This is a genomic window from Acidilutibacter cellobiosedens, from assembly GCF_004103715.1.
GTDB classification, from domain to species: Bacteria; Bacillota; Clostridia; order Tissierellales; family Acidilutibacteraceae; genus Acidilutibacter; species Acidilutibacter cellobiosedens.
On record NZ_CP035282.1, the window covers coordinates 1,745,398 to 1,763,906 of the forward strand.

An 18,509-nucleotide genomic window follows, 5' to 3' on the forward strand; every position below is an offset into this window, starting at 1 on the left:
TACGGAGGTGTTAAACATTGCAAAAGAATCTAGTGATAGTTGAATCTCCTGCAAAGGCAAAGACCATAGGAAAGTTTTTGGGGAAGAACTATAAGGTAAAGGCATCTGTAGGCCATGTCAGAGATCTGCCTAAAAGCGATCTGGGAGTTGATATTGAAAATAATTTTGAGCCTAAATATATAACTATCAGAGGGAAGGGGCCAATAATAAAAGAATTGAAAGATGAAGCCAAAAAATCCGACAATATCTATCTTGCGACGGACCCGGACAGAGAAGGAGAAGCTATATCGTGGCATCTGGCTCATTTACTTAATATAGATGAAAAAGAACCTGTTAGAATAGAATTTAATGAAATAACCAAATCGGCTATTCAGCAATCCGTCAAAAAGCCAAGACCTATTAATATAGACCTGGTTGATGCCCAGCAGGCAAGAAGGATATTGGATAGATTGGTAGGATATAAAATAAGTCCTCTTCTTTGGAAGAAGATAAGGAAAGGATTAAGTGCAGGAAGAGTTCAATCCGTAGCTGTAAAATTAATATGTGACAGAGAAAAGGAGATAAAGGGATTTATTCCTCAGGAATACTGGACAATTAAAGCGATATTTCTAAAGGGGAAGGATTCTTTTGAGGCAAATTTTTATGGAGAATTGAAAGACGGAAAGGAAAGAAAATTAGAGTTAAAGAACAAGGAAGAAACGGATAATATTCTAAAGGAATTGAAAAAAGACGAATTCTATGTAAAAGAAATCAAGGCTGGTACCAAAAAAAGAAATCCCTATCCTCCTTATATAACAAGTACCTTGCAGCAGGATGCAACTAAGAAACTGGGATTTTCCACTAAAAAAGCCATGATAATAGCTCAGCAATTGTATGAAGGAATTGAAATTAAAGGAGAAGGATTTGTAGGGCTTATAACTTATATGAGAACGGATTCCACAAGGATATCCGAAGAAGCTATTAAATCCGCTGATGATTATATTGTAAAGGAATATGGGAAAGAATATAGTTCGGGAGGAAGAAGATTCCATAAAAATTCAAAAGAGGTCCAGGATGCACATGAAAGCATAAGGCCTACACATATTTTGAGAACGCCCAACACTATTAAGGACTCCTTAACGGCTGACCAATATAAATTATATAAGATGATATGGAACAGATTTGTTTCAAGCCAGATGAGTGCGGCTTTATATAATACATTGTCCGTTAAGATAAATTGCGGTAACTATATATTTAAAGCTGCCGGATCTATATTAAAATTCGATGGTTTTTTAAAACTTTATGAAAGTATAGATGAGAAAGAAAGAGATACTAATATACCACCTTTAGATGAGGGAGAAAGGCTTAATGTTAAAGAAATTTTACCAAATCAGCATTTTACTCAACCTCCGGCTCAATATACGGAAGCAACTCTTATAAAGACTATGGAAGAATTAGGGATAGGAAGACCGAGTACATATTCTCCCATAATAAGTACTATATTAAGCAGGGAATATGTAATACTTGAGAGAAAATATTTTAAGCCTACGGAACTTGGAATACTTGTTAATGATTTAATGAAAGAGTTCTTTAAAGACATAATTAATGAGGAATTTACTGCCGATATGGAAGAAAAGCTGGATAAAATAGCAGAAGGAAATTATAAATGGAAGAAGCTTGTAGAGGATTTTTATAAAGAATTTAAAGTATCTTTGGATGTAGCGGAAAAGGAAATGGCTGAAATTGAAATTAAAGATGAGGAAACGGATATTAAATGTGAAAAATGCGGGAGAAATATGGTTATAAAACATGGAAGATACGGAAAATTTTTAGCTTGTCCCGGGTATCCCGAATGTAAAAATACAAAGCCTTTGGTTAAGGAAATAAATGTTTCCTGTCCTCTTTGCGGAGGGAAAATAGTGAGGAGAAGATCCAAAAAAGGGAGAACTTTTTATGGCTGCAGCAACTTTCCCAATTGTAATTTTTTATCTTGGGATGAACCGATAAACGAAAAATGTCCTAAATGCGGGAGTGTGCTTGTACAGAAAAAAAATAAAAATGGAATTTTAATAAAATGCATAAATAAAGACTGTGATTATGTTCGTCATGAAAACAATAAATAATTAAATCTATCAAGAAGAAAATAAAATATTCTGAAAATATTTTATTTTCTTCTTGATATTTTAATGAAAGTATGATACCATTTCATTTGTTTGCAGAGAATTTATAGGAGAGTGGATTTAAATGCTTAGAGGAACTACTATCATAGCAATACGAAAAAATGGGAAAATAGCTATAGCTGGTGATGGACAAGTGACAGCAGGTGAACATACCATAATGAAAAGTACCGCAAAAAAGGTTAGAAAGATATATAATAATAAAGTGGTTATTGGGTTTGCAGGATCTGTTGCAGATGCTATGACCTTAGCTGAAATGTTGGAAGAAAAGTTGGAACAGTATGGAGGGAATCTGTTAAGAGCTGCCGTAGAGTTGGCAAAGGAATGGAGAAGGGATAAGGTATTAAGAAAACTTGAAGCCATGCTTATAGCGGGAGATAATGAAAATCTTCTGATTGTTTCTGGAAGCGGAGAAGTTATTGAACCTGATGATGGAATTGCAAGTATTGGTTCAGGAGGGAATTATGCTTTGGCGGCTGGAAAGGCTTTACTGAAACATACTGAAATGGACATTGAAGACATAGTCAAAGAATCTCTACAAATTGCATCCACCATATGTGTTTACACTAACGATAATATATCCGTTGAAGTTCTTTAAGGAGTGTGATTTAAATGGCAGAGTTAACGCCTAAGGAAATAGTGGAAGAATTAGATAAGTATATTATAGGGCAAGAGAAGGCGAAAAAAGCCGTAGCTATAGCCTTGAGAAGCAGATATAGAAGAAATTTGCTCGATGAGGAATTTAGAAATGAAGTTAAGCCTAAAAACATTTTGATGATTGGTCCTACGGGAGTGGGAAAGACCGAAATTGCCAGAAGGCTTGCTAAATTGGTTGATTCTCCCTTTATTAAGGCTGAAGCAACGAAATTTACCGAAGTAGGGTATGTGGGAAGAGATGTTGATTCTCTGATAAGAGATTTAGTGGAAGAAGCTATTAGAATAATCAAGAATAAAAAAATTGAACAAGTTTATGATAAAGGAAAAATTTTAGCTGATGAAAAAATAGTTGAATTATTAATTCCTTCCAGGAGAAGAAAGGGAAGCAATATTAATCCTTTGAATATAATATTCGGCAATACTGAAGAAAAAGAAGGTAGCGAAGGTAAGAGCGATAATGAAGAGGATAATAATATACAAATCAGAAGAAATGAAGTCAGGGAAAAGTTAAGAAATGGGGAGTTAGATGATAAAATAATAGAAATTGAAGTAGAGGAGAGTCCTAATTCGTCCATTGGATTTTTTAGCGGACTTGGAATGGAAGAGTTAAATATAAATATGAATGATGTATTTGGAGATTTGGTTCCAAAGAAAACTAAGAAAAGAAAGGTTACTATTAAAGAAGCAAGAAAGATTATAGGGTCTCAGGAAGCGCAGAAATTGATAGATATGGACGAAGTTATTGATTCCGGGATAAAAAGTGCTCAGGAGAATGGCATAATATTTATTGATGAAATTGACAAAATTGCAGGAAAGGGATATGATTCCGGTCCCGATGTGTCGAGGGAGGGAGTCCAGAGGGATATACTCCCTATTATAGAGGGAAGTACTGTTGTTACTAAGTATGGCCCCGTCAAGACCGATCATATTTTGTTTATTGCAGCAGGAGCATTTCATGTATCCAAGGTAAGTGATTTGATTCCTGAACTTCAGGGAAGATTTCCTATTAGAGTAGAATTGGAAAGTTTGACTGAAAAGAATTTTGAAGAAATATTGACCGCTCCTAAAAATGCCTTGACGAAACAATATGAATTGCTTTTTAAAACAGAAGGGATAGATTTGTCATTTACGGACGGTGCGTTGAAGGAAATCGCAAGGGTCGCCTTTATATCCAATGAACAATTTGAAAATATCGGAGCAAGAAGACTATATACGGTTTTAGAGAAATTACTTGAGGATATATCTTTTGACGCCCCGGATATAAAGGAAAAAAAGATAGTAATAGACAAAAGATATGTGAAGGAAAAACTTATAAATGAGATACAAGAAAAAGACGTATCAAAGTATATATTATGATGAGGAGGATATAAATATGAGTGAAAGTTTATTGCAAAAAACCAGAAGATTGAATAAATCCATACAGAATTCAGGGTCTAAGCCAGTATCATTTCCGGAGTTGAGCAAGATATTGAGTGATATATTGGATGCGAATGTATATATAGCCAGCAGGAAGGGAAGAGTGTTAGGATATGAGCTGATTTCCGGATATGACTGTGATATAATTGAAAACGAAGTGGTAAAAGGTAAAAAATTTCCGGATAAGTATAACGATGACTTATTGAGAGTAGTAGAAACTAAAGAGAATGTTAAAGAAATTTCGGAATGTGTTTTTGACCAAGTATCCAAGTGTAATTATCCGGATAAAATAGTTACAATTATTCCTATTAACAGCGGTGGAGTAAGGCTCGGAACGTTGGTGCTATCAAGATACGGGAAAGAGTTTACAGAGGATGATCTGGTACTGGGAGAATACAGTGCTACAGTTGTGGGAACGGAGATATTAAGATCCAAAAATGACGAAGTAGAAGAAGAAGCAAGAAAGCAAGCAGTTGTACAGATGGCAATCGGAACTTTGTCATATTCGGAACTTGAGGCCGTAGAACATATATTTAATGAATTAGATGGAGATGAGGGCCTTCTTGTAGCAAGTAAAATTGCGGATAGAGTAGGGATTACCCGTTCCGTAATAGTTAATGCACTAAGGAAATTTGAAAGTGCAGGGGTAATTGAATCGAGATCCCTTGGAATGAAAGGTACTCATATAAAAATATTAAATGACAAATTAATAGAAGAATTAAAAAAAGTAACACAATAGTAGGTGAAAAACCTACTATTTTTTTTATTGGATTTATAGGTAATAAAATAGATTGACTGCTTAGGAATAAATTCCCAGATATATTGGAACTTTGCTGGGTCTAACGTACCATCTTGGTAAATATCATGTAATATTTTTGACATTATGAAGGAGTTTTGAAGAATATGAAGAATATAAAAATATAAAAGTAAAAAAAGTTGATTTTTTATCGAAAAATGTTTTATTTCATAAAATATTCATGATAATATTGGTGAAAAATGTGGTAAAATGAAGAATAAAGATGTATTTTACATCTAATCTATCAGAGGTGATATTGTGTTAGAAAAATTATTTTCAAATTCAGATTATTTAAAGACGGCATTGGATGGATCTTGGTTAAGAAATAAGGCGATAACTCAAAATATTGCCAACAGTAGTACTCCGAATTATAAAAGGGTGGATGTGGATTTTCAAACTTGTTTGAAAAATGCTTCCGAAAATTATAAAAAGATGAAACTTACAACTACGGATGAAAAACATATACCCTATAACGGATACACAAGAGAAGGCGAAGGCGTAAAAGTATACAGGGATGAAGATACATCATATCGTTTTGACGGCAATAACGTAAATATTGATACAGAAGAAGCGGAGTTATCGAAGAATGAGATACTGTATAGCAATTTACTTGATCAAATAAGTGATGAATATACAAAAATAAAAAAAGTAATAAGCGAAGGGAGTAAATACTAATGGGAGTGTTTGATTCGATCAATGTTAGTGCATCAGCGTTAACCGCACAAAAAACAAGAATAGATGTAATAACAAAGAATATTGCCAATGCCGAAACTACTCAAGCGGCAGGCGGCATGCCTTACAGGAGGCAGATGGCGGTATTTAAGGAAATAAGAAATACTCCGTTTTCAGAATATCTTTCGAAATTTAGTGATGAAAAAGCAGAAAACAGCGACGGAGGAGTTAAAATAAGTAAGATTGTGGAAGATACAACCCCGTTTAAACTCGTTTATGATCCGGGAAACCCGGAGGCGGATGAAGATGGATATGTGAAGATGCCGAATGTGGAAGTCATAAATGAAATGGTAGATATGATAGATGCCCAAAGAGCTTATGAAGCAAATATTACTGCGATGAATTCCACTAAAACAATGTTGATGAAAGCATTGGAAATCGGGAAAGAATAGGGGGAAGAAAAATGGGAGTAAATTCGATTGATTTAATTAATAATACGTTTCTTAATAATACTGATGAAGTAAATGACAGTAAAAATGATAATAAAGATATTTCCTTTGGAGATTATTTAAAAGATGCTTTGGATAAAGTCAATGATTTACAAGTTCAATCAGAAGAATATAAGAAATTATCGGCCACAGGAGAGTTGGATAACCTTCATGATGTATCCATTGCAGCCGAAAAAGCAGGAACAGCTTTGGATTTACTTTTAAGTGTCAGAAATAAAGTAGTAGAGGCATATAAGGAAATCATGAGGATTCAAATATAATATTTGTAGCAAGAAATGAGGTGATTTGGTGGGAGAAACTATACAAAAAGTCAGGAATCAGTTAACTGAATTTTGGCAGAAAACAGATAAGAAAAAAAAAATCAAGATAGGAATCAGTGCTTTATTGGTAATCTTAGGTATTGTAATCTTAGTATTGATTTTTACCAGAACTAAATATGAGGTATTATATGATGATCTTTCTTTAAAGGATTTGGGAGAAGTTACTAAGAAACTTGATGAATTGAATATAGAATGGAAAACCGGAGATAAAGAAACAACGATTCTTGTCCCGAAAGGCATGAAAAACAAGGTAAAAATAGAATTGGCGTCTTACGGTTTACCGAAGGAAGGATATAATTTTACCGATGCTTTTAATGATTCAAGTTGGACTATGACTGAATATGAGAAAAAGGAACGAATGAAGTATGCACTGCAGAATGAATTGGCTTCAACCATATCTGAGATAGACGGAGTAGAGAGTGCCACGGTGTACATAGATGAAAAAGAAGATAGTGGCTTTGTAGTAGAAGATAATAAACAAGAAACTACTGCTTCGGTATTTTTGAAAAAAAGCGATAGTACTCCTTTGTCACAAGAAAAAATTACAGCTATTAAAAATTTGGTAGCAGGTTCTGTTAATATGAATCCCGAAAATGTTTCTCTTGTTGATGATCAGGGACAGCTTTTAGATGAGGAAAACGGTCAGAGTTCTGATACGAGTGATCAATATGCAATACAACAGAATCTTGAAAATAAAACTAATGAAAGTATTAGAAATTTCTTGGAGAATATGTTCGGATATGGGAATGTAGACGTAAGAAGCAGTTTTAAAATTAATTTTGATGTTGAAAATAGTAAGATAACTGAATTTTCTCCGCCTGTTGAAGGAAGCGAAGAGGGACTTGTAAGAAGTATGGAAGAAATAGAGGAGAATATGGTTGGAGACGAAGCCGAAGGGGTTCCGGGAACGGAAGAGAATCCCCCCGATTATCAGATGCCTGAAGACCAAAATGGTAAATATAATAAGGCAAGCCGGACTATTAATTATGAATTAAATGAAATAAATAAGGAAATAAGAAAGACTCCGGGACAGGTAGAAGGAGTGACTGTGGCAGTTCTTATAAATAAAAATGCACTATCTAGTGGAGAAATGACTGAAGAAAAAAAGAATGAAATATCCAAATTGGTTTATGCTGCTACCGGAATAGATACAAAACAGGTACAAGTTAGCGCTGAAAACTTCAGTTCGGGTTCTGATAACACTGAGTTAAATAAGGGAAATTCACATCTTTTATTATGGCTGATAATAGGTGCTTTGGCAGCTGCGGGAGCCGGCGGATTTTTGATTTATAGAAAGAGAAAGCAAAAAGAAGAGGAAATGGAGTTAGATGAATTAGAAGAGGAAAATGAGTTAGAAAAGGAAGATACTGAAGTGAAACCTTCAGAGGAAATTGATTTTGATAAGAAAGAATCCGATATGAAAACTCAAATTGACAAGTTTATTGAAAAGAAGCCAGATGCAGTAGCGCAGCTATTGAGAACATGGCTGAATGAATAGGAGTGACATTTATGCCAAAGAAACAATTTACAGGCAAAGAAAAGGCGGCTATACTACTAATTGCATTAGGGCCTCAGCGCTCAGCGGATATATTCAAGCATTTGGACGAAGATGAAATGGAAGAACTTACTCTGGAAATAGCAAACATAGGAAAGGTATCCCCTGAAGAAAAGGAAGAGGTAATAGAGGATTTTTATCAACTTTGTTTAGCACAGGAGTATATTTCAGAAGGCGGAATAAATTATGCGAAGGATATCTTGGAAAGAGCATTAGGTTCTGATAAGGCAACGGATATTATATCCAAGCTTACTTCCTCATTACAGGTGAGACCTTTTGAGTTTATCAAAAAAACGGATATTAACCAGCTGTTAAACTATATACAAAATGAGCATCCCCAAACTATTGCCCTGATTTTATCCTATTTATCGCCAAGTCAGGCAGCGCAAATTTTGTCAAATTTGCCTCAGGAAAAACAATCTGAAGTTACAAGGAGGATTGCTATCATGGATAGCACTTCCCCCGAAATAGTAAAGAAGGTAGAAAAAGTATTGGAAAGTAAATTCTCGAGTATGATATCTCAAGATTTTGCTGCGACAGGGGGAATACAAACAGTTGTTGATATTTTGAATTCTGTGGATAGAGGAACCGAAAAGAATATTATGGAAGAGATGGATGTTAAAGATGCAGAATTAAGCGAAGAAATAAGAAAGAGAATGTTTGTATTTGAAGATATCATTTCTCTTGACAGCAAGAGTATTCAAAGAGTTGTCAGAGAGGTTGAAAATAGCCAATGGTCTATTGCTCTTAAAGGTTCAAGTCAGGATGTAAAAGAAGTTATATTTTCCAATATGTCTAAGAGACTTGTTGAGATGATAAAAGAAGATATTGATTTTATGGGACCTGTAAGGCTGAGAGATATAGAAGAGGCTCAACAGAATATAGTTAATGTGATAAGAAAATTAGAAGAGGAAGGCGAAATAATTACTCCAAGGGGAGGAGATGAAATTATTGCCTAAAATTATAAAATCTTTTCGGATAATTGAAAAAGAAGAGTTAGATGAAGAAAATATTGTTTCTCAAGACGATAGGGATAAAAACCTTGCCGATAGAAAAGTTCTTTTGAAGGAGGCTAAAAGGCAATATCGCATCATTGTTAACGATGCTGAAGAAAAAGCTCAATCAATTTTAGAAAAGGCAAACAGAGATAATGAAAACTATTTAAATGATACTTACGAAAGAGCAAAAAAAATACTCGAGGAGAGCAAGGAAGAAGGATATGAAAAGGGATATAAAGAGGGAACAAACAAGGGGTACGAAGAAGGAGCAAAAAAAGGGTTTGATGAAGGATACGGAGAGGGGAAAAGAAAATCCGATATTTTAATCCAAGAGGCTCTTGAGATAAAAAATGGTTATTTAAACAAAAGAGATTCTATCTATAAAGACATAGAAAAAGATGTAATATCCCTTGTAATCAATATATGTGAAAAGATATTGTACGAAAGAATGGATGAAAATAAAGAGCAGATTGTATCCCTTGTTTTAAAAGGTATTGAAAGTTTAAAGCCTGTAGCAAATATTACAGTAATAGTTTCCAAATATGATTATGACATAGTGGAAATGTCTAAAGCAAATATATTATCCAGAGCAAGCCTTGTTGACGAAATGGAAGTAAAAGTCGACAGCAATCTTGGTAAAGGAGACTGTATTATAGAAACGTCCAAGGGAAGTGTCGATGTAAGTCTTACAAATCAAATAAATGAAGTAAAAAAATTATTAAATAATATTTTAAGTAGCGAGTGATATGAATGATAGATAAGGTAGATATAAAAAAGTATATAAAGGCTGTTGAAGAAAAAAATTTTACTAAGTACTCGGGAAATATAACTAAGGTTACAGGTCTTACCATAGAATCTACCGGGCCTATGGTGAGCATGGGAGAGTTATGCTATATATACCCTCATAACCAAAGTACTCCAGTATTGGCTGAAGTAGTGGGATTTAAGGAAGATAAAATACTTCTGATGCCCTTGGGGATGATGGAAGGAATAGCATCGGGAAGTACAGTAGTATCAAGCGGAAATTCTTTAAGGGTAAATGTAGGAGATGAATTGGTTGGAAGAGTAATAGACGGATTGGGAAATCCGATTGACGGAAAGGGTCCTATAAAAACTTTAAAGTATAATTCCGCTAATAGCAGTCCTCCCAATCCTCTGACAAGAAAGGTTATATCAGAACCTCTCCCTCTTGGAGTAAAAGCGATTGACGGATTATTAACTTGCGGTAAAGGTCAAAGAATCGGAATATTTTCAGGAAGCGGTGTCGGAAAGAGTACTCTTATGGGAATGATTTCGAGAAACAGCACTGCTGATATAAATGTTATAGGACTTATAGGTGAAAGAGGCAGAGAGGTGAGAGAATTTATTGAACATGATTTGAAGGAGGAAGGTCTTAAAAAATCGGTAGTTGTAGTATCTACATCGGATCAGCCTGCACTTATAAGGGTAAAAGGGGCAATGGTTACAACGGCTATTGCGGAATATTTCAGAGATAAAGGAAAAAATGTAATGCTTCTTATGGATTCTCTTACAAGATTTGCAATGGCACAAAGAGAAATCGGATTGGCAACAGGAGAACCTCCTGTGACCAGAGGGTTTACTCCATCCGTGTTTGCTGTTCTTCCGAGACTGTTGGAGCGTACAGGTACTTCCGATAAAGGGACGATAACGGGATTATATACTGTCCTTGTAGACGGAGATGATTTGAATGAACCTGTAACTGACGCAGTCAGAGGGATATTAGACGGACATATTGTTTTGTCAAGGAAATTGGCGAATCAAAACCATTATCCTGCTATTGATATATTAGCAAGTATAAGCAGAGTAATGCCCAATATAGTGGATAAAGAACATATGCAGGGAGCTAATGAAATAAAGGATGTGTTAGCTACATATAAAGAAGCCGAAGATTTAATAAATATCGGAGCTTATAAAAGAGGTTCAAATAAAAAGATAGATATAGCAATTGAACTTATTGATGACATTAACAATTTTCTTACCCAAGAAACGTTGAAAAATTATACTTTTTCTGATGTTAAAGAAATGATTTTAAATATAAGCAAAAGAATAAATGAGCTTAAACATGTATAGAGGTGAAGCATATGGAAAAGTTTAATTTTAAATTTGATAAGGTGCTGAATTATAAGTCAACTGTGGAAACTGTTAAAAAAGCGAATTATGGTAAATTAAAAGAAGAACTGAATAAAGAAGAAGATATACTAAATGGATATTATGACCATAAGGAAGATATGAAAACAAAGAAAAATGAGGAAGTTGCTAATACTAAAATAGGAAATATGCAACTTTACAGTAAATATCTAAATGATCTTAAGAACAAAATTGAAAAGCAGGAAAATGTGGTAGTTAATAAAAGAATAGATGTGGACAAGTCAAAGGAAGAACTTGTTGAAGCTTCTAAAGAGAAGAAGATATTTGAAAGGCTAAAAGAAAATAAACATGAAGAATATCTGTATTTAGAAAAATTATCGGAGGACAAAATTGTCGATAATTTGGTCAGCTACAGATCCAACGCCCGAGGATAGGGGGACTATAATGGAAAAGGCAGGGAAAATAAAAAACGAAAAAAGCAAACAAAATATAAAAAAATATAGGCAGAACGCAGAGCATGCAGTAAATGAAAAGAATAATGAAGAAAACAAGAAAAAAGGCAAAAAAAGAATTGTTTTAATATTAGTTATGATATTTATAATAATATTTTTAGTGTCCGGTGTTTTAATATATTTCAACAACAAGACATTTAAGACAAAAGTCAACGGTGCTTTGAGTAATGTTCCGGAGTTTATAGGTTCTCATTTTGGAGATCAGCCTACGGAAGAAAATAAAGAAGAGATGAGAAAATATATGGCGAATTATTATTTGTCTCTTGAAGCTGACAGGGCTGCCGATAAATTATATGTAGTTAAAAAGGATAATGAAGGATTATTTAATGATATTATCAAGACAATGAATGATGTTTCCTCTGCCGGAACGGAGAGTATACTTAAGCTGATAAGGAATATGGATCTAAGAAAGAATTCCCTTTCTTCGATATATGATGAAATACGAAAAGATGAAAAAAGTCAATTAGAGGATGAAATATCAAGATTCGAAGATATGGATACATATTTAGCTATAAACGAAATTGAGAGAAGATGCAAAGAGGATGGAGATTTTGCAGGAAAGCTTCCTCAAATGCTTAAATATATGGACGAGGATAAAGCGGGAGAGATATTATATTATATAGACGAAGGAATAAGAAATGAGATTCTTTCGGGATTGGATCAAAAAAGCAGAGGTGAGCTTGAGAGCTTGATGCTGAAAGAAGAAACTGATAAAAATAAATATGCAGATTTGTCAAAGCTGTATGAATTACGACCTGTTGATGTGTGTGTAAAGGAAATAGGAAATACAGACACTTATTCTATTGAAGAACTGGCTGATATTTATTTAAATTTAAGTATTAAAAAATCATCGGATATACTGTCAAGAGTGGAAGACGAAGACTTTATGAAGGATATTTTATCGGCTGTAAGGAAAGAAGAACAACTTCAAAGAAGAGAACAAAACGTTGCTGAAAAAATGAGCGAAGGAATTAAATTTATCAGTGAATACAATAAAAAAATTGATGAATTGGTGGAAGTATATAAGAAAATGGATCCTTCAGATGTAGGAAATATTTTAGAAAGTATGATGGGGAATAATAAAACAGTTACCAAGTTTGAAGTTGATTCAACTCCTGTATTTGAAATATCGGATTCCACAATAGTATTGGATGTACTTGGAAAGATGAAAAAGTCTGCAGTATCTGAAATACTGGGTTCGATGAGTGCGAAAAACGCTGCGGAACTTACTCAAATGCTGGCTAAACCTTAAAATATAATTATCTAACATTGAAAGGAGGTGAGAAAGTGCAGGAATTAAATTTAAAAATCTTTGATATAGGAACAGCTGTGGTGTCCAATAAAGGAAAGGTAGACACAAAACACGGAATAAATTCACAGTTTGATAAACTGTTGAATGAAGTTAAATCCAAATATGGAATAGAAGATAAAGAAAGCAATGATTCCAAGAGTAAAGTAATTTCAAAAGTAGATCCTAAAGAAAGCATTGAGAAAAATGGCATTAATGACATTAAGGAGGATACTAAAATTGAAGATGCCGAACCTTTGGAAGATAATGAAGAAACTGAGGATGAGACTTTAACGAATAAGGACATTGTTCTTTCTGTTCTTCAAAATATTATCAGTATTTTGGAAGATATCGATACAGGTAAACTTGATGATTCATCCACGAAAGATGCATTAAAGGAATGCAAGAAAATTATAGAGGATATCCAAGATATGGTTGTTAACTTAAAGCCGGAAGAAGAGAGCAATATTTTGGGACTTATCCAAGATAAAATAGAAAAATTCGGAGAGCTGATGGACAGCATAAAGGCAATAAAGAATACTGATGAAGACATTCTTTTGAAAGATGATCTGAATAATTTGGATTTAATGTTAAAATCACTAAAGGGAGAAATTGTGAAGGATAATACCACGGCTGAGAAAAGCAATGAATCGGCAAATAACAAATCAATTTTTAACAGCCGTTATGATGTGAAAAATGGGGAAACTTCCGGAGACAATGATAAAGAATTATTAAACAATTCGACAAAAGCAGATGAAAATCAGTTAAAGGCATCCCAAGAAGTTAACAGGCAGCCGGAAACGGAAAATTCGTCAAAGATGGAAATGTCGGAAGAAAATAATCAAAGCAAAGATGGGGCAGAAGAGGAAGCAAATATTAAAGAATCAAAGGGAGAATCATTTTTAAGTTTAATTAAAAATGATAATACCGTTTCAAAGGAATCCGCTGTTTTTAAAAGTGATATTCCCCAAGTGAACAAAGAAAACATAATAGAGCAGGTAGCAGAAAAAATCAAGATTTTAGTAAATGACGGCAACGAAGGCAAGCAGGAAGTAAGAATAAAGCTTAAGCCCGAGATACTGGGGGAATTGGTTCTGAAAGTAGAGGTAGAGAAAGGAGTTGTCATAGCAAGAGCTGTAGTGGATAATTTTAGAACCAAGGAGTTACTGGAAATGAATATAAACCAGCTGCAGGAAGGGCTGAAAGAGCAAGGACTGGATATAAAAACATTTAGTGTATATGTAGGGAATAACAGTGATTTTGAAAAAGAAGGCAAAAATAATTTCTTCAGCAATAAGAGAAATAAAAAAGTAAAAATGAAGAATGTTAATTTAGAAGGAATTGGTAATTATGATGCTTCTATGTTCGTTGAGAATTTATCGAATACGGAAGTCGGAAAACTTGATTTAATGGCATAGGAGGTGTAAAAATGGCAGTTGATGGTGTAAATAACAATGAACCGGTATATTGGTTCAAAGATGAAAAAGAACAAACCGAACAAACAGAAAAAAGTAATTCGTTGGATAAGGATGCTTTTTTAAGGCTTTTAATGACGCAAATGTCTCATCAGGATCCTTTAAATCCCATGGAAGATAAGGACATGTTGGCTCAGCTCGCACAATTTTCTTCCTTGGAGCAGATGAATAATTTAAATACCAATTTTAATTCCGCAAAGGATGAAATAGTGGAATCTCTTGAAAATATGAATAATAATCAGATTGATGCAAACATTGAAATACTCAAAGAAATAATAAATATAAAAAAAGCGATGGAAGCCTACGGAGGAGACGAATCTCAAAAAGATTCAACAGAAGGTTAAAATCATGTTTTATTAGGAGCTGTTATTATGGAAGAAATAAATGTTAAACAGTTGGAAAGTAGGATTATAACTAATTCTCCCCAAAATATCTCTAAGGGAAATGTAAATGTAGAAAATAAAAATTTCCAACATATATTAGATAGGATTAAGGCTAATCAGGAAGAAATTAAATTTTCCAAACATGCCTTGGAAAGAATGGACGGAAGAAAAATAGAATTAAGTACGGACGAAACGGACAAGCTTAACAAAGCAGTGGAAAAAGCTGAGAAAAAAGGAGTAAAGGATGCTTTGATTCTAATGGGAGATAAGGCATTTATAGCGAGCATTAAAAATAGAACTATTATTACAACTGTTGACAGAGAAGGATTAAGAGATAATGTTTTTACAAATATAGACGGAGCGGTAATAATATAGCCGGACCTATTAAGGAGGCTATTATATCTGAACGACAGAGGATATAGTCCGTTCTTAAAAAATAGGAGGAATGTATTATGATGAGGTCAATGTACTCCGCAGTTTCAGGGCTTAGGGCACATCAGACGAAGATGGATGTTATAGGAAACAATATAGCCAATATAAATACTGTGGGATATAAAAAGAGTCAGGTGGCTTTTCAGGATTTGTTAAATCAGCTTGTCAGAGGAGCAGGAGCACCTCAGGACGGAAAGGGAGGTACGAATCCTCAGCAGGTAGGGCTTGGAGTTGGCATAGGTTCGATAAATACCATTCAAACTCAGGGAAATACTCAGGCTACCGACAGTCCTACAGATGTAATGATTGACGGTGAAGGATTTTTTGTGGTGACGGATGATACTAATTTTGAAAACAGATATTATACAAGAGCGGGGAATTTTACATTTGACAGGGCAGGAAATTTGGTTACGGCCGACGGATATAAGGTATTAGGCTACGGTGCCGACGAAGACGGGAACATTACGTCGGAGATCCGCCCCATAGTTGTAAACCGCTCTGAAACCGTGGCACCTACAACTACAAGGAATATTCAGTTTGACGGTAATTTGGATTCAAGGATGGATTTGCCCTATGAGGCTGTTGAGACTCAAGATGCAAGCGGTAAAAAGTACAAATTGGTTTTAAATAATGACGGGATATATAAAACCGATACTATAATCAGAGACAGCTTGGGAAACGGATATAAAGTTGAGTTTGAAATTTCAAAGAAGATAAAGGAAGGATTTTTTGATGGTAAAGGTAATTGGCCGGAGGAAATCGGGACCGGTGAATATGATACCAAAGAGGAAGCATTGGCTGATTTAGGGCATCTTTCCGGTGAATGGCAGTACAGGATACTTTCTATAAAGCCGGAAGGAGGAGACGGAAAAGAAATTACCCCTGTCGATGAATCTAAAGGATTTAAAGACATAGTCTTTAGCTCTGACGGAAAATTGACTACGGGAGGAAGTTTACAGATTAAAATAAAAGACGATGAAACAGGATTCGGAGAGAGAAATGAAAGCGGAGGATACAACAACATAATAAATGTGGACCTTTCACAATTGCATCAATATGCCGATGATACTTCCGCAAAGCCTAAGATTTTGGAAGGAAATACAGCCGGAGTAATAGAAGGATTTTCTATTTCCCCTAATGGGGAAGTTGTAGGGCAATTCAGCAACGGCGAAAAAAAGACTTTGGGGCAGTTGATTTTGGCTAAATTTGATAACTCCATGGGGCTTCAAAAACTCGGAGGAAATTTATTTACGGATACAAGAAATTCCGGAGAGCCTCAGGTAGGGAAACCTGGCGCCAGTGGTTATGGGTCGACAAAATCAGGTTCTTTGGAGATGTCCAACGTAGATATTTCTATGGAGTTTACGGAGATGATTACTACTGAAAGAGGATTTCAAGCAAATTCAAGGATTATAACGACTTCCGATGAGATGCTTCAGGAACTTGTAAATATGAAAAGATAATATTAAAAGCTGGGCAGTTTAGCTGCCCAGCAAAAAAAGGTGGAAGATGTAATGATAGAAGTTAAAAGATTAAACGGAAAAGAGTTTATTGTTAATTGTGATTTAATTGAATTTATCGAATCAACTCCTGATACAGTCATAACTCTTACTACGGGGAAAAAAATAGTGGTCGCTGAAAGTATTGATGAAGTGATTAAAAAAATTATAGCTTTTAAAGGAAGAATTAATGATTATCATAAAATTGAGCAAGGAAAAGAGGTGTAATAAATTTTGGATATAGCAACTGTAGTGGGACTTCTTGCAGGAATATTTTTTACTATATATGGAGTTTACTCATCCGGAGGTGTTATAGCCTCATATATAAATATTCCATCCATAATAATTACATTAGGAGGTACTTTGGCTTCCACTCTTATGAGCTATCCTCTTAAAAGTTTTCTAAATTTGGGAAATGTAATTAGAAATGCATTTAAAGAAAAGGACTTCAGCCCTAATAAAATAATAGAAGAGATAATTAATCTTGCCAACGTTGCACGTAAAGAAGGCTTGCTTTCTTTGGAGGAATATGGAGAGAAGATTAATGATGATTTTCTTAAAAAAGGAATTCTGCTGATAGTAGATGGTACCGATCCTGAATTGGTAAGAAATATAATGGAAACAGAGCTTACATTTCTTGAAGACAGACATGCTGAAGGTCAGAGAATGTTGGAGTCGGCAGCAACTTTTGCACCTGCTTTTGGTATGATAGGAACTCTTGTAGGACTTATAAACATGTTGAGAACCTTAAGTGATCCCAGTACTGTAGGACCTCAAATGTCTGTAGCGTTGGTAACGACTTATTATGGGTCCATTTTAGCAAATGTCGTTTTTTTACCGATGGCTAATAAATTGAAAATTGTAGGAAACAAGGAGGTGCTGGTTAAGGAACTGATAATAGAAGGATTGTTGGCAATACAGGCCGGAGAAAACCCAAGGATAATAGAAGAAAAGTTGAAGACCTTTGTATCTCCCCAAATGAGAAAAAATTACAGAGAACAAGAACAGCTTAGAAGAGAGGGAGTTATATGAGAAAGAAGAGAGAAGCGGATAATGTAAATACATCTTCCTGGCTTAATACATATGCTGATATGATAACACTTTTACTCTGTTTCTTTGTGGCAATATATGCTTTTTCCAATGTAGATAAAGCAAAGTTTGATACTATGGTTCAGTCCTTTAGACCTGGTGAAAGTTCGGGAAACGGAAGTAATGTCAATATTGAAGATTTGGGATTGGACGAAGATGAGTTAGAAAGAATTAGGGATATTTTGGAAGAATATACTGATGAGAAGGGACTTTCCGATGAAATTACGATGGATTTGGAAGAAAGAGGACTTGTCATAAGGTTTAAGGACAGTGTATTTTTTGACTCGGGAAAGGCTGATATAAAACCAAAATCAAAGAATATCCTCCATTATTTAGCGGAGATACTTAAGAAATCTGAGTTTAAAAGTATGCAGATTAAAATTGAAGGCCATACGGATTCGGATCCAATTGTACATTCTAATGAGTATCCTACTAACTGGGAATTATCTGCAATAAGAGCGACCAATGTATTAAGATATTTAGTTGAAGTTGAAAATATTGAAGGAAACAGGATATCTTCATCCGGATACAGCTATTACAGACCCATAGCGCCAAATGATACTAAAGCAAATAAAGCTAAAAACAGAAGGGTTGATATTGTAATACTCAGAGAGTCTTCTCAAAAAAATGAACCTAAGTAAAG

General features: G+C 34.6%; 20 protein-coding genes. All 20 read left to right on the forward strand.

Features of this window, described 5'->3' with window-relative positions:
* The first annotated feature begins 17 nt into the window (after window positions 1-17).
* The 20 genes from topA (at window position 18) to EQM13_RS08470 (ending at window position 18,507) form a co-directional block, all read left to right on the forward strand.
* Complete coding sequence (topA, locus tag EQM13_RS08375; protein ID WP_114217810.1) at window positions 18-2,102, forward strand: type I DNA topoisomerase; 2,085 nt, start codon at window positions 18-20, stop codon at window positions 2,100-2,102.
* 121 nt (window positions 2,103-2,223) lie between these two features.
* On the forward strand, window positions 2,224-2,754 hold the full coding sequence (gene hslV, locus EQM13_RS08380) for an ATP-dependent protease subunit HslV (RefSeq protein WP_071138778.1): 531 nt from the start codon (window positions 2,224-2,226) through the stop codon (window positions 2,752-2,754).
* A 14-nt stretch (window positions 2,755-2,768) separates the two neighbouring features.
* Window positions 2,769-4,169, forward strand: coding sequence for an ATP-dependent protease ATPase subunit HslU (hslU, locus tag EQM13_RS08385; protein ID WP_128752437.1), 1,401 nt, complete (start codon window positions 2,769-2,771; stop codon window positions 4,167-4,169).
* Window positions 4,170-4,185: 16 nt separating this feature from the next.
* On the forward strand, window positions 4,186-4,968 hold the full coding sequence (codY, locus tag EQM13_RS08390) for a GTP-sensing pleiotropic transcriptional regulator CodY (RefSeq protein ID WP_071138776.1): 783 nt from the start codon (window positions 4,186-4,188) through the stop codon (window positions 4,966-4,968).
* Window positions 4,969-5,283: 315 nt separating this feature from the next.
* Window positions 5,284-5,700, forward strand: coding sequence for a flagellar basal body rod protein FlgB (flgB, locus tag EQM13_RS08395; protein ID WP_114217808.1), 417 nt, complete (start codon window positions 5,284-5,286; stop codon window positions 5,698-5,700).
* A complete protein-coding gene (gene flgC, locus EQM13_RS08400) occupies window positions 5,700-6,149 on the forward strand; it encodes a flagellar basal body rod protein FlgC (protein WP_071138774.1) in 450 nt (149 codons plus the stop codon). Before flgB ends, flgC begins: the two co-directional genes overlap by 1 nt.
* A gap of 11 nt (window positions 6,150-6,160) precedes the next feature.
* Window positions 6,161-6,466, forward strand: a complete 306-nt coding sequence (gene fliE, locus EQM13_RS08405; RefSeq protein ID WP_128752438.1) for a flagellar hook-basal body complex protein FliE — start codon at window positions 6,161-6,163, stop codon at window positions 6,464-6,466.
* Window positions 6,467-6,494: 28 nt separating this feature from the next.
* Window positions 6,495-8,024, forward strand: coding sequence for a flagellar basal-body MS-ring/collar protein FliF (fliF, locus tag EQM13_RS08410; protein WP_161567205.1), 1,530 nt, complete (start codon window positions 6,495-6,497; stop codon window positions 8,022-8,024).
* 11 nt (window positions 8,025-8,035) lie between these two features.
* A complete protein-coding gene (gene fliG / locus EQM13_RS08415; protein WP_071138771.1) occupies window positions 8,036-9,040 on the forward strand; it encodes a flagellar motor switch protein FliG in 1,005 nt (334 codons plus the stop codon).
* The gene (locus EQM13_RS08420) at window positions 9,024-9,824 is read left to right on the forward strand and encodes a FliH/SctL family protein (protein WP_128752440.1); all 801 of its coding nucleotides are present in this window, start codon (window positions 9,024-9,026) and stop codon (window positions 9,822-9,824) included. Before fliG ends, EQM13_RS08420 begins: the two co-directional genes overlap by 17 nt.
* Window positions 9,825-9,829: 5 nt before the next feature.
* On the forward strand, window positions 9,830-11,170 hold the full coding sequence (gene fliI / locus EQM13_RS08425) for a flagellar protein export ATPase FliI (RefSeq protein ID WP_071138769.1): 1,341 nt from the start codon (window positions 9,830-9,832) through the stop codon (window positions 11,168-11,170).
* 11 nt (window positions 11,171-11,181) lie between these two features.
* Entirely contained in the window at window positions 11,182-11,622 is a 441-nt protein-coding gene (gene fliJ / locus EQM13_RS08430; protein WP_128752441.1) for a flagellar export protein FliJ, read from the forward strand.
* Window positions 11,623-11,632: 10 nt separating this feature from the next.
* Window positions 11,633-12,952: a MotE family protein gene (locus tag EQM13_RS08435; protein WP_128752442.1), complete on the forward strand. Its 1,320-nt coding sequence runs from the start codon at window positions 11,633-11,635 to the stop codon at window positions 12,950-12,952.
* Window positions 12,953-12,987: 35 nt separating this feature from the next.
* Window positions 12,988-14,406 (forward strand): flagellar hook-length control protein FliK, encoded by a 1,419-nt coding sequence (locus EQM13_RS08440; RefSeq protein ID WP_128752443.1) that lies wholly within the window; start codon window positions 12,988-12,990, stop codon window positions 14,404-14,406.
* 11 nt (window positions 14,407-14,417) lie between these two features.
* Entirely contained in the window at window positions 14,418-14,807 is a 390-nt protein-coding gene (locus EQM13_RS08445; protein ID WP_071138765.1) for a flagellar hook assembly protein FlgD, read from the forward strand.
* A 27-nt stretch (window positions 14,808-14,834) separates the two neighbouring features.
* Window positions 14,835-15,221 (forward strand): TIGR02530 family flagellar biosynthesis protein, encoded by a 387-nt coding sequence (locus EQM13_RS08450; RefSeq protein ID WP_128752444.1) that lies wholly within the window; start codon window positions 14,835-14,837, stop codon window positions 15,219-15,221.
* A gap of 77 nt (window positions 15,222-15,298) precedes the next feature.
* A complete protein-coding gene (locus EQM13_RS08455; RefSeq protein ID WP_128752445.1) occupies window positions 15,299-16,741 on the forward strand; it encodes a flagellar hook protein FlgE in 1,443 nt (480 codons plus the stop codon).
* A 51-nt stretch (window positions 16,742-16,792) separates the two neighbouring features.
* The gene (locus EQM13_RS08460) at window positions 16,793-17,005 is read left to right on the forward strand and encodes a flagellar FlbD family protein (RefSeq protein WP_071138762.1); all 213 of its coding nucleotides are present in this window, start codon (window positions 16,793-16,795) and stop codon (window positions 17,003-17,005) included.
* A 6-nt stretch (window positions 17,006-17,011) separates the two neighbouring features.
* Complete coding sequence (locus tag EQM13_RS08465) at window positions 17,012-17,809, forward strand: motility protein A (RefSeq protein WP_071138761.1); 798 nt, start codon at window positions 17,012-17,014, stop codon at window positions 17,807-17,809.
* Window positions 17,806-18,507: an OmpA/MotB family protein gene (locus EQM13_RS08470; protein ID WP_114217798.1), complete on the forward strand. Its 702-nt coding sequence runs from the start codon at window positions 17,806-17,808 to the stop codon at window positions 18,505-18,507. Before EQM13_RS08465 ends, EQM13_RS08470 begins: the two co-directional genes overlap by 4 nt.
* Window positions 18,508-18,509: the final 2 nt, after the last annotated feature.

What these genes read in the sequence shown, in the direction of transcription:
- fliG (WP_071138771.1), top strand. Translation starts at nt 8,036, where the DNA reads ATGCCAAAGAAACAATTTACAGGCAAAGAAAAGGCGGCTATACTACTA.
- fliE (WP_128752438.1), top strand. Translation starts at nt 6,161, where the DNA reads ATGGGAGTAAATTCGATTGATTTAATTAATAATACGTTTCTTAATAAT.
- EQM13_RS08460 (WP_071138762.1), top strand. Translation starts at nt 16,793, where the DNA reads ATGATAGAAGTTAAAAGATTAAACGGAAAAGAGTTTATTGTTAATTGT.
- fliJ (WP_128752441.1), top strand. Translation starts at nt 11,182, where the DNA reads ATGGAAAAGTTTAATTTTAAATTTGATAAGGTGCTGAATTATAAGTCA.
- codY (WP_071138776.1), top strand. Translation starts at nt 4,186, where the DNA reads ATGAGTGAAAGTTTATTGCAAAAAACCAGAAGATTGAATAAATCCATA.
- EQM13_RS08420 (WP_128752440.1), top strand. Translation starts at nt 9,024, where the DNA reads ATGAAATTATTGCCTAAAATTATAAAATCTTTTCGGATAATTGAAAAA.
- hslU (WP_128752437.1), top strand. Translation starts at nt 2,769, where the DNA reads ATGGCAGAGTTAACGCCTAAGGAAATAGTGGAAGAATTAGATAAGTAT.
- EQM13_RS08450 (WP_128752444.1), top strand. Translation starts at nt 14,835, where the DNA reads ATGGAAGAAATAAATGTTAAACAGTTGGAAAGTAGGATTATAACTAAT.
- EQM13_RS08445 (WP_071138765.1), top strand. Translation starts at nt 14,418, where the DNA reads ATGGCAGTTGATGGTGTAAATAACAATGAACCGGTATATTGGTTCAAA.
- fliI (WP_071138769.1), top strand. Translation starts at nt 9,830, where the DNA reads ATGATAGATAAGGTAGATATAAAAAAGTATATAAAGGCTGTTGAAGAA.
- flgC (WP_071138774.1), top strand. Translation starts at nt 5,700, where the DNA reads ATGGGAGTGTTTGATTCGATCAATGTTAGTGCATCAGCGTTAACCGCA.
- EQM13_RS08455 (WP_128752445.1), top strand. Translation starts at nt 15,299, where the DNA reads ATGATGAGGTCAATGTACTCCGCAGTTTCAGGGCTTAGGGCACATCAG.
- EQM13_RS08470 (WP_114217798.1), top strand. Translation starts at nt 17,806, where the DNA reads ATGAGAAAGAAGAGAGAAGCGGATAATGTAAATACATCTTCCTGGCTT.
- hslV (WP_071138778.1), top strand. Translation starts at nt 2,224, where the DNA reads ATGCTTAGAGGAACTACTATCATAGCAATACGAAAAAATGGGAAAATA.
- EQM13_RS08435 (WP_128752442.1), top strand. Translation starts at nt 11,633, where the DNA reads ATGGAAAAGGCAGGGAAAATAAAAAACGAAAAAAGCAAACAAAATATA.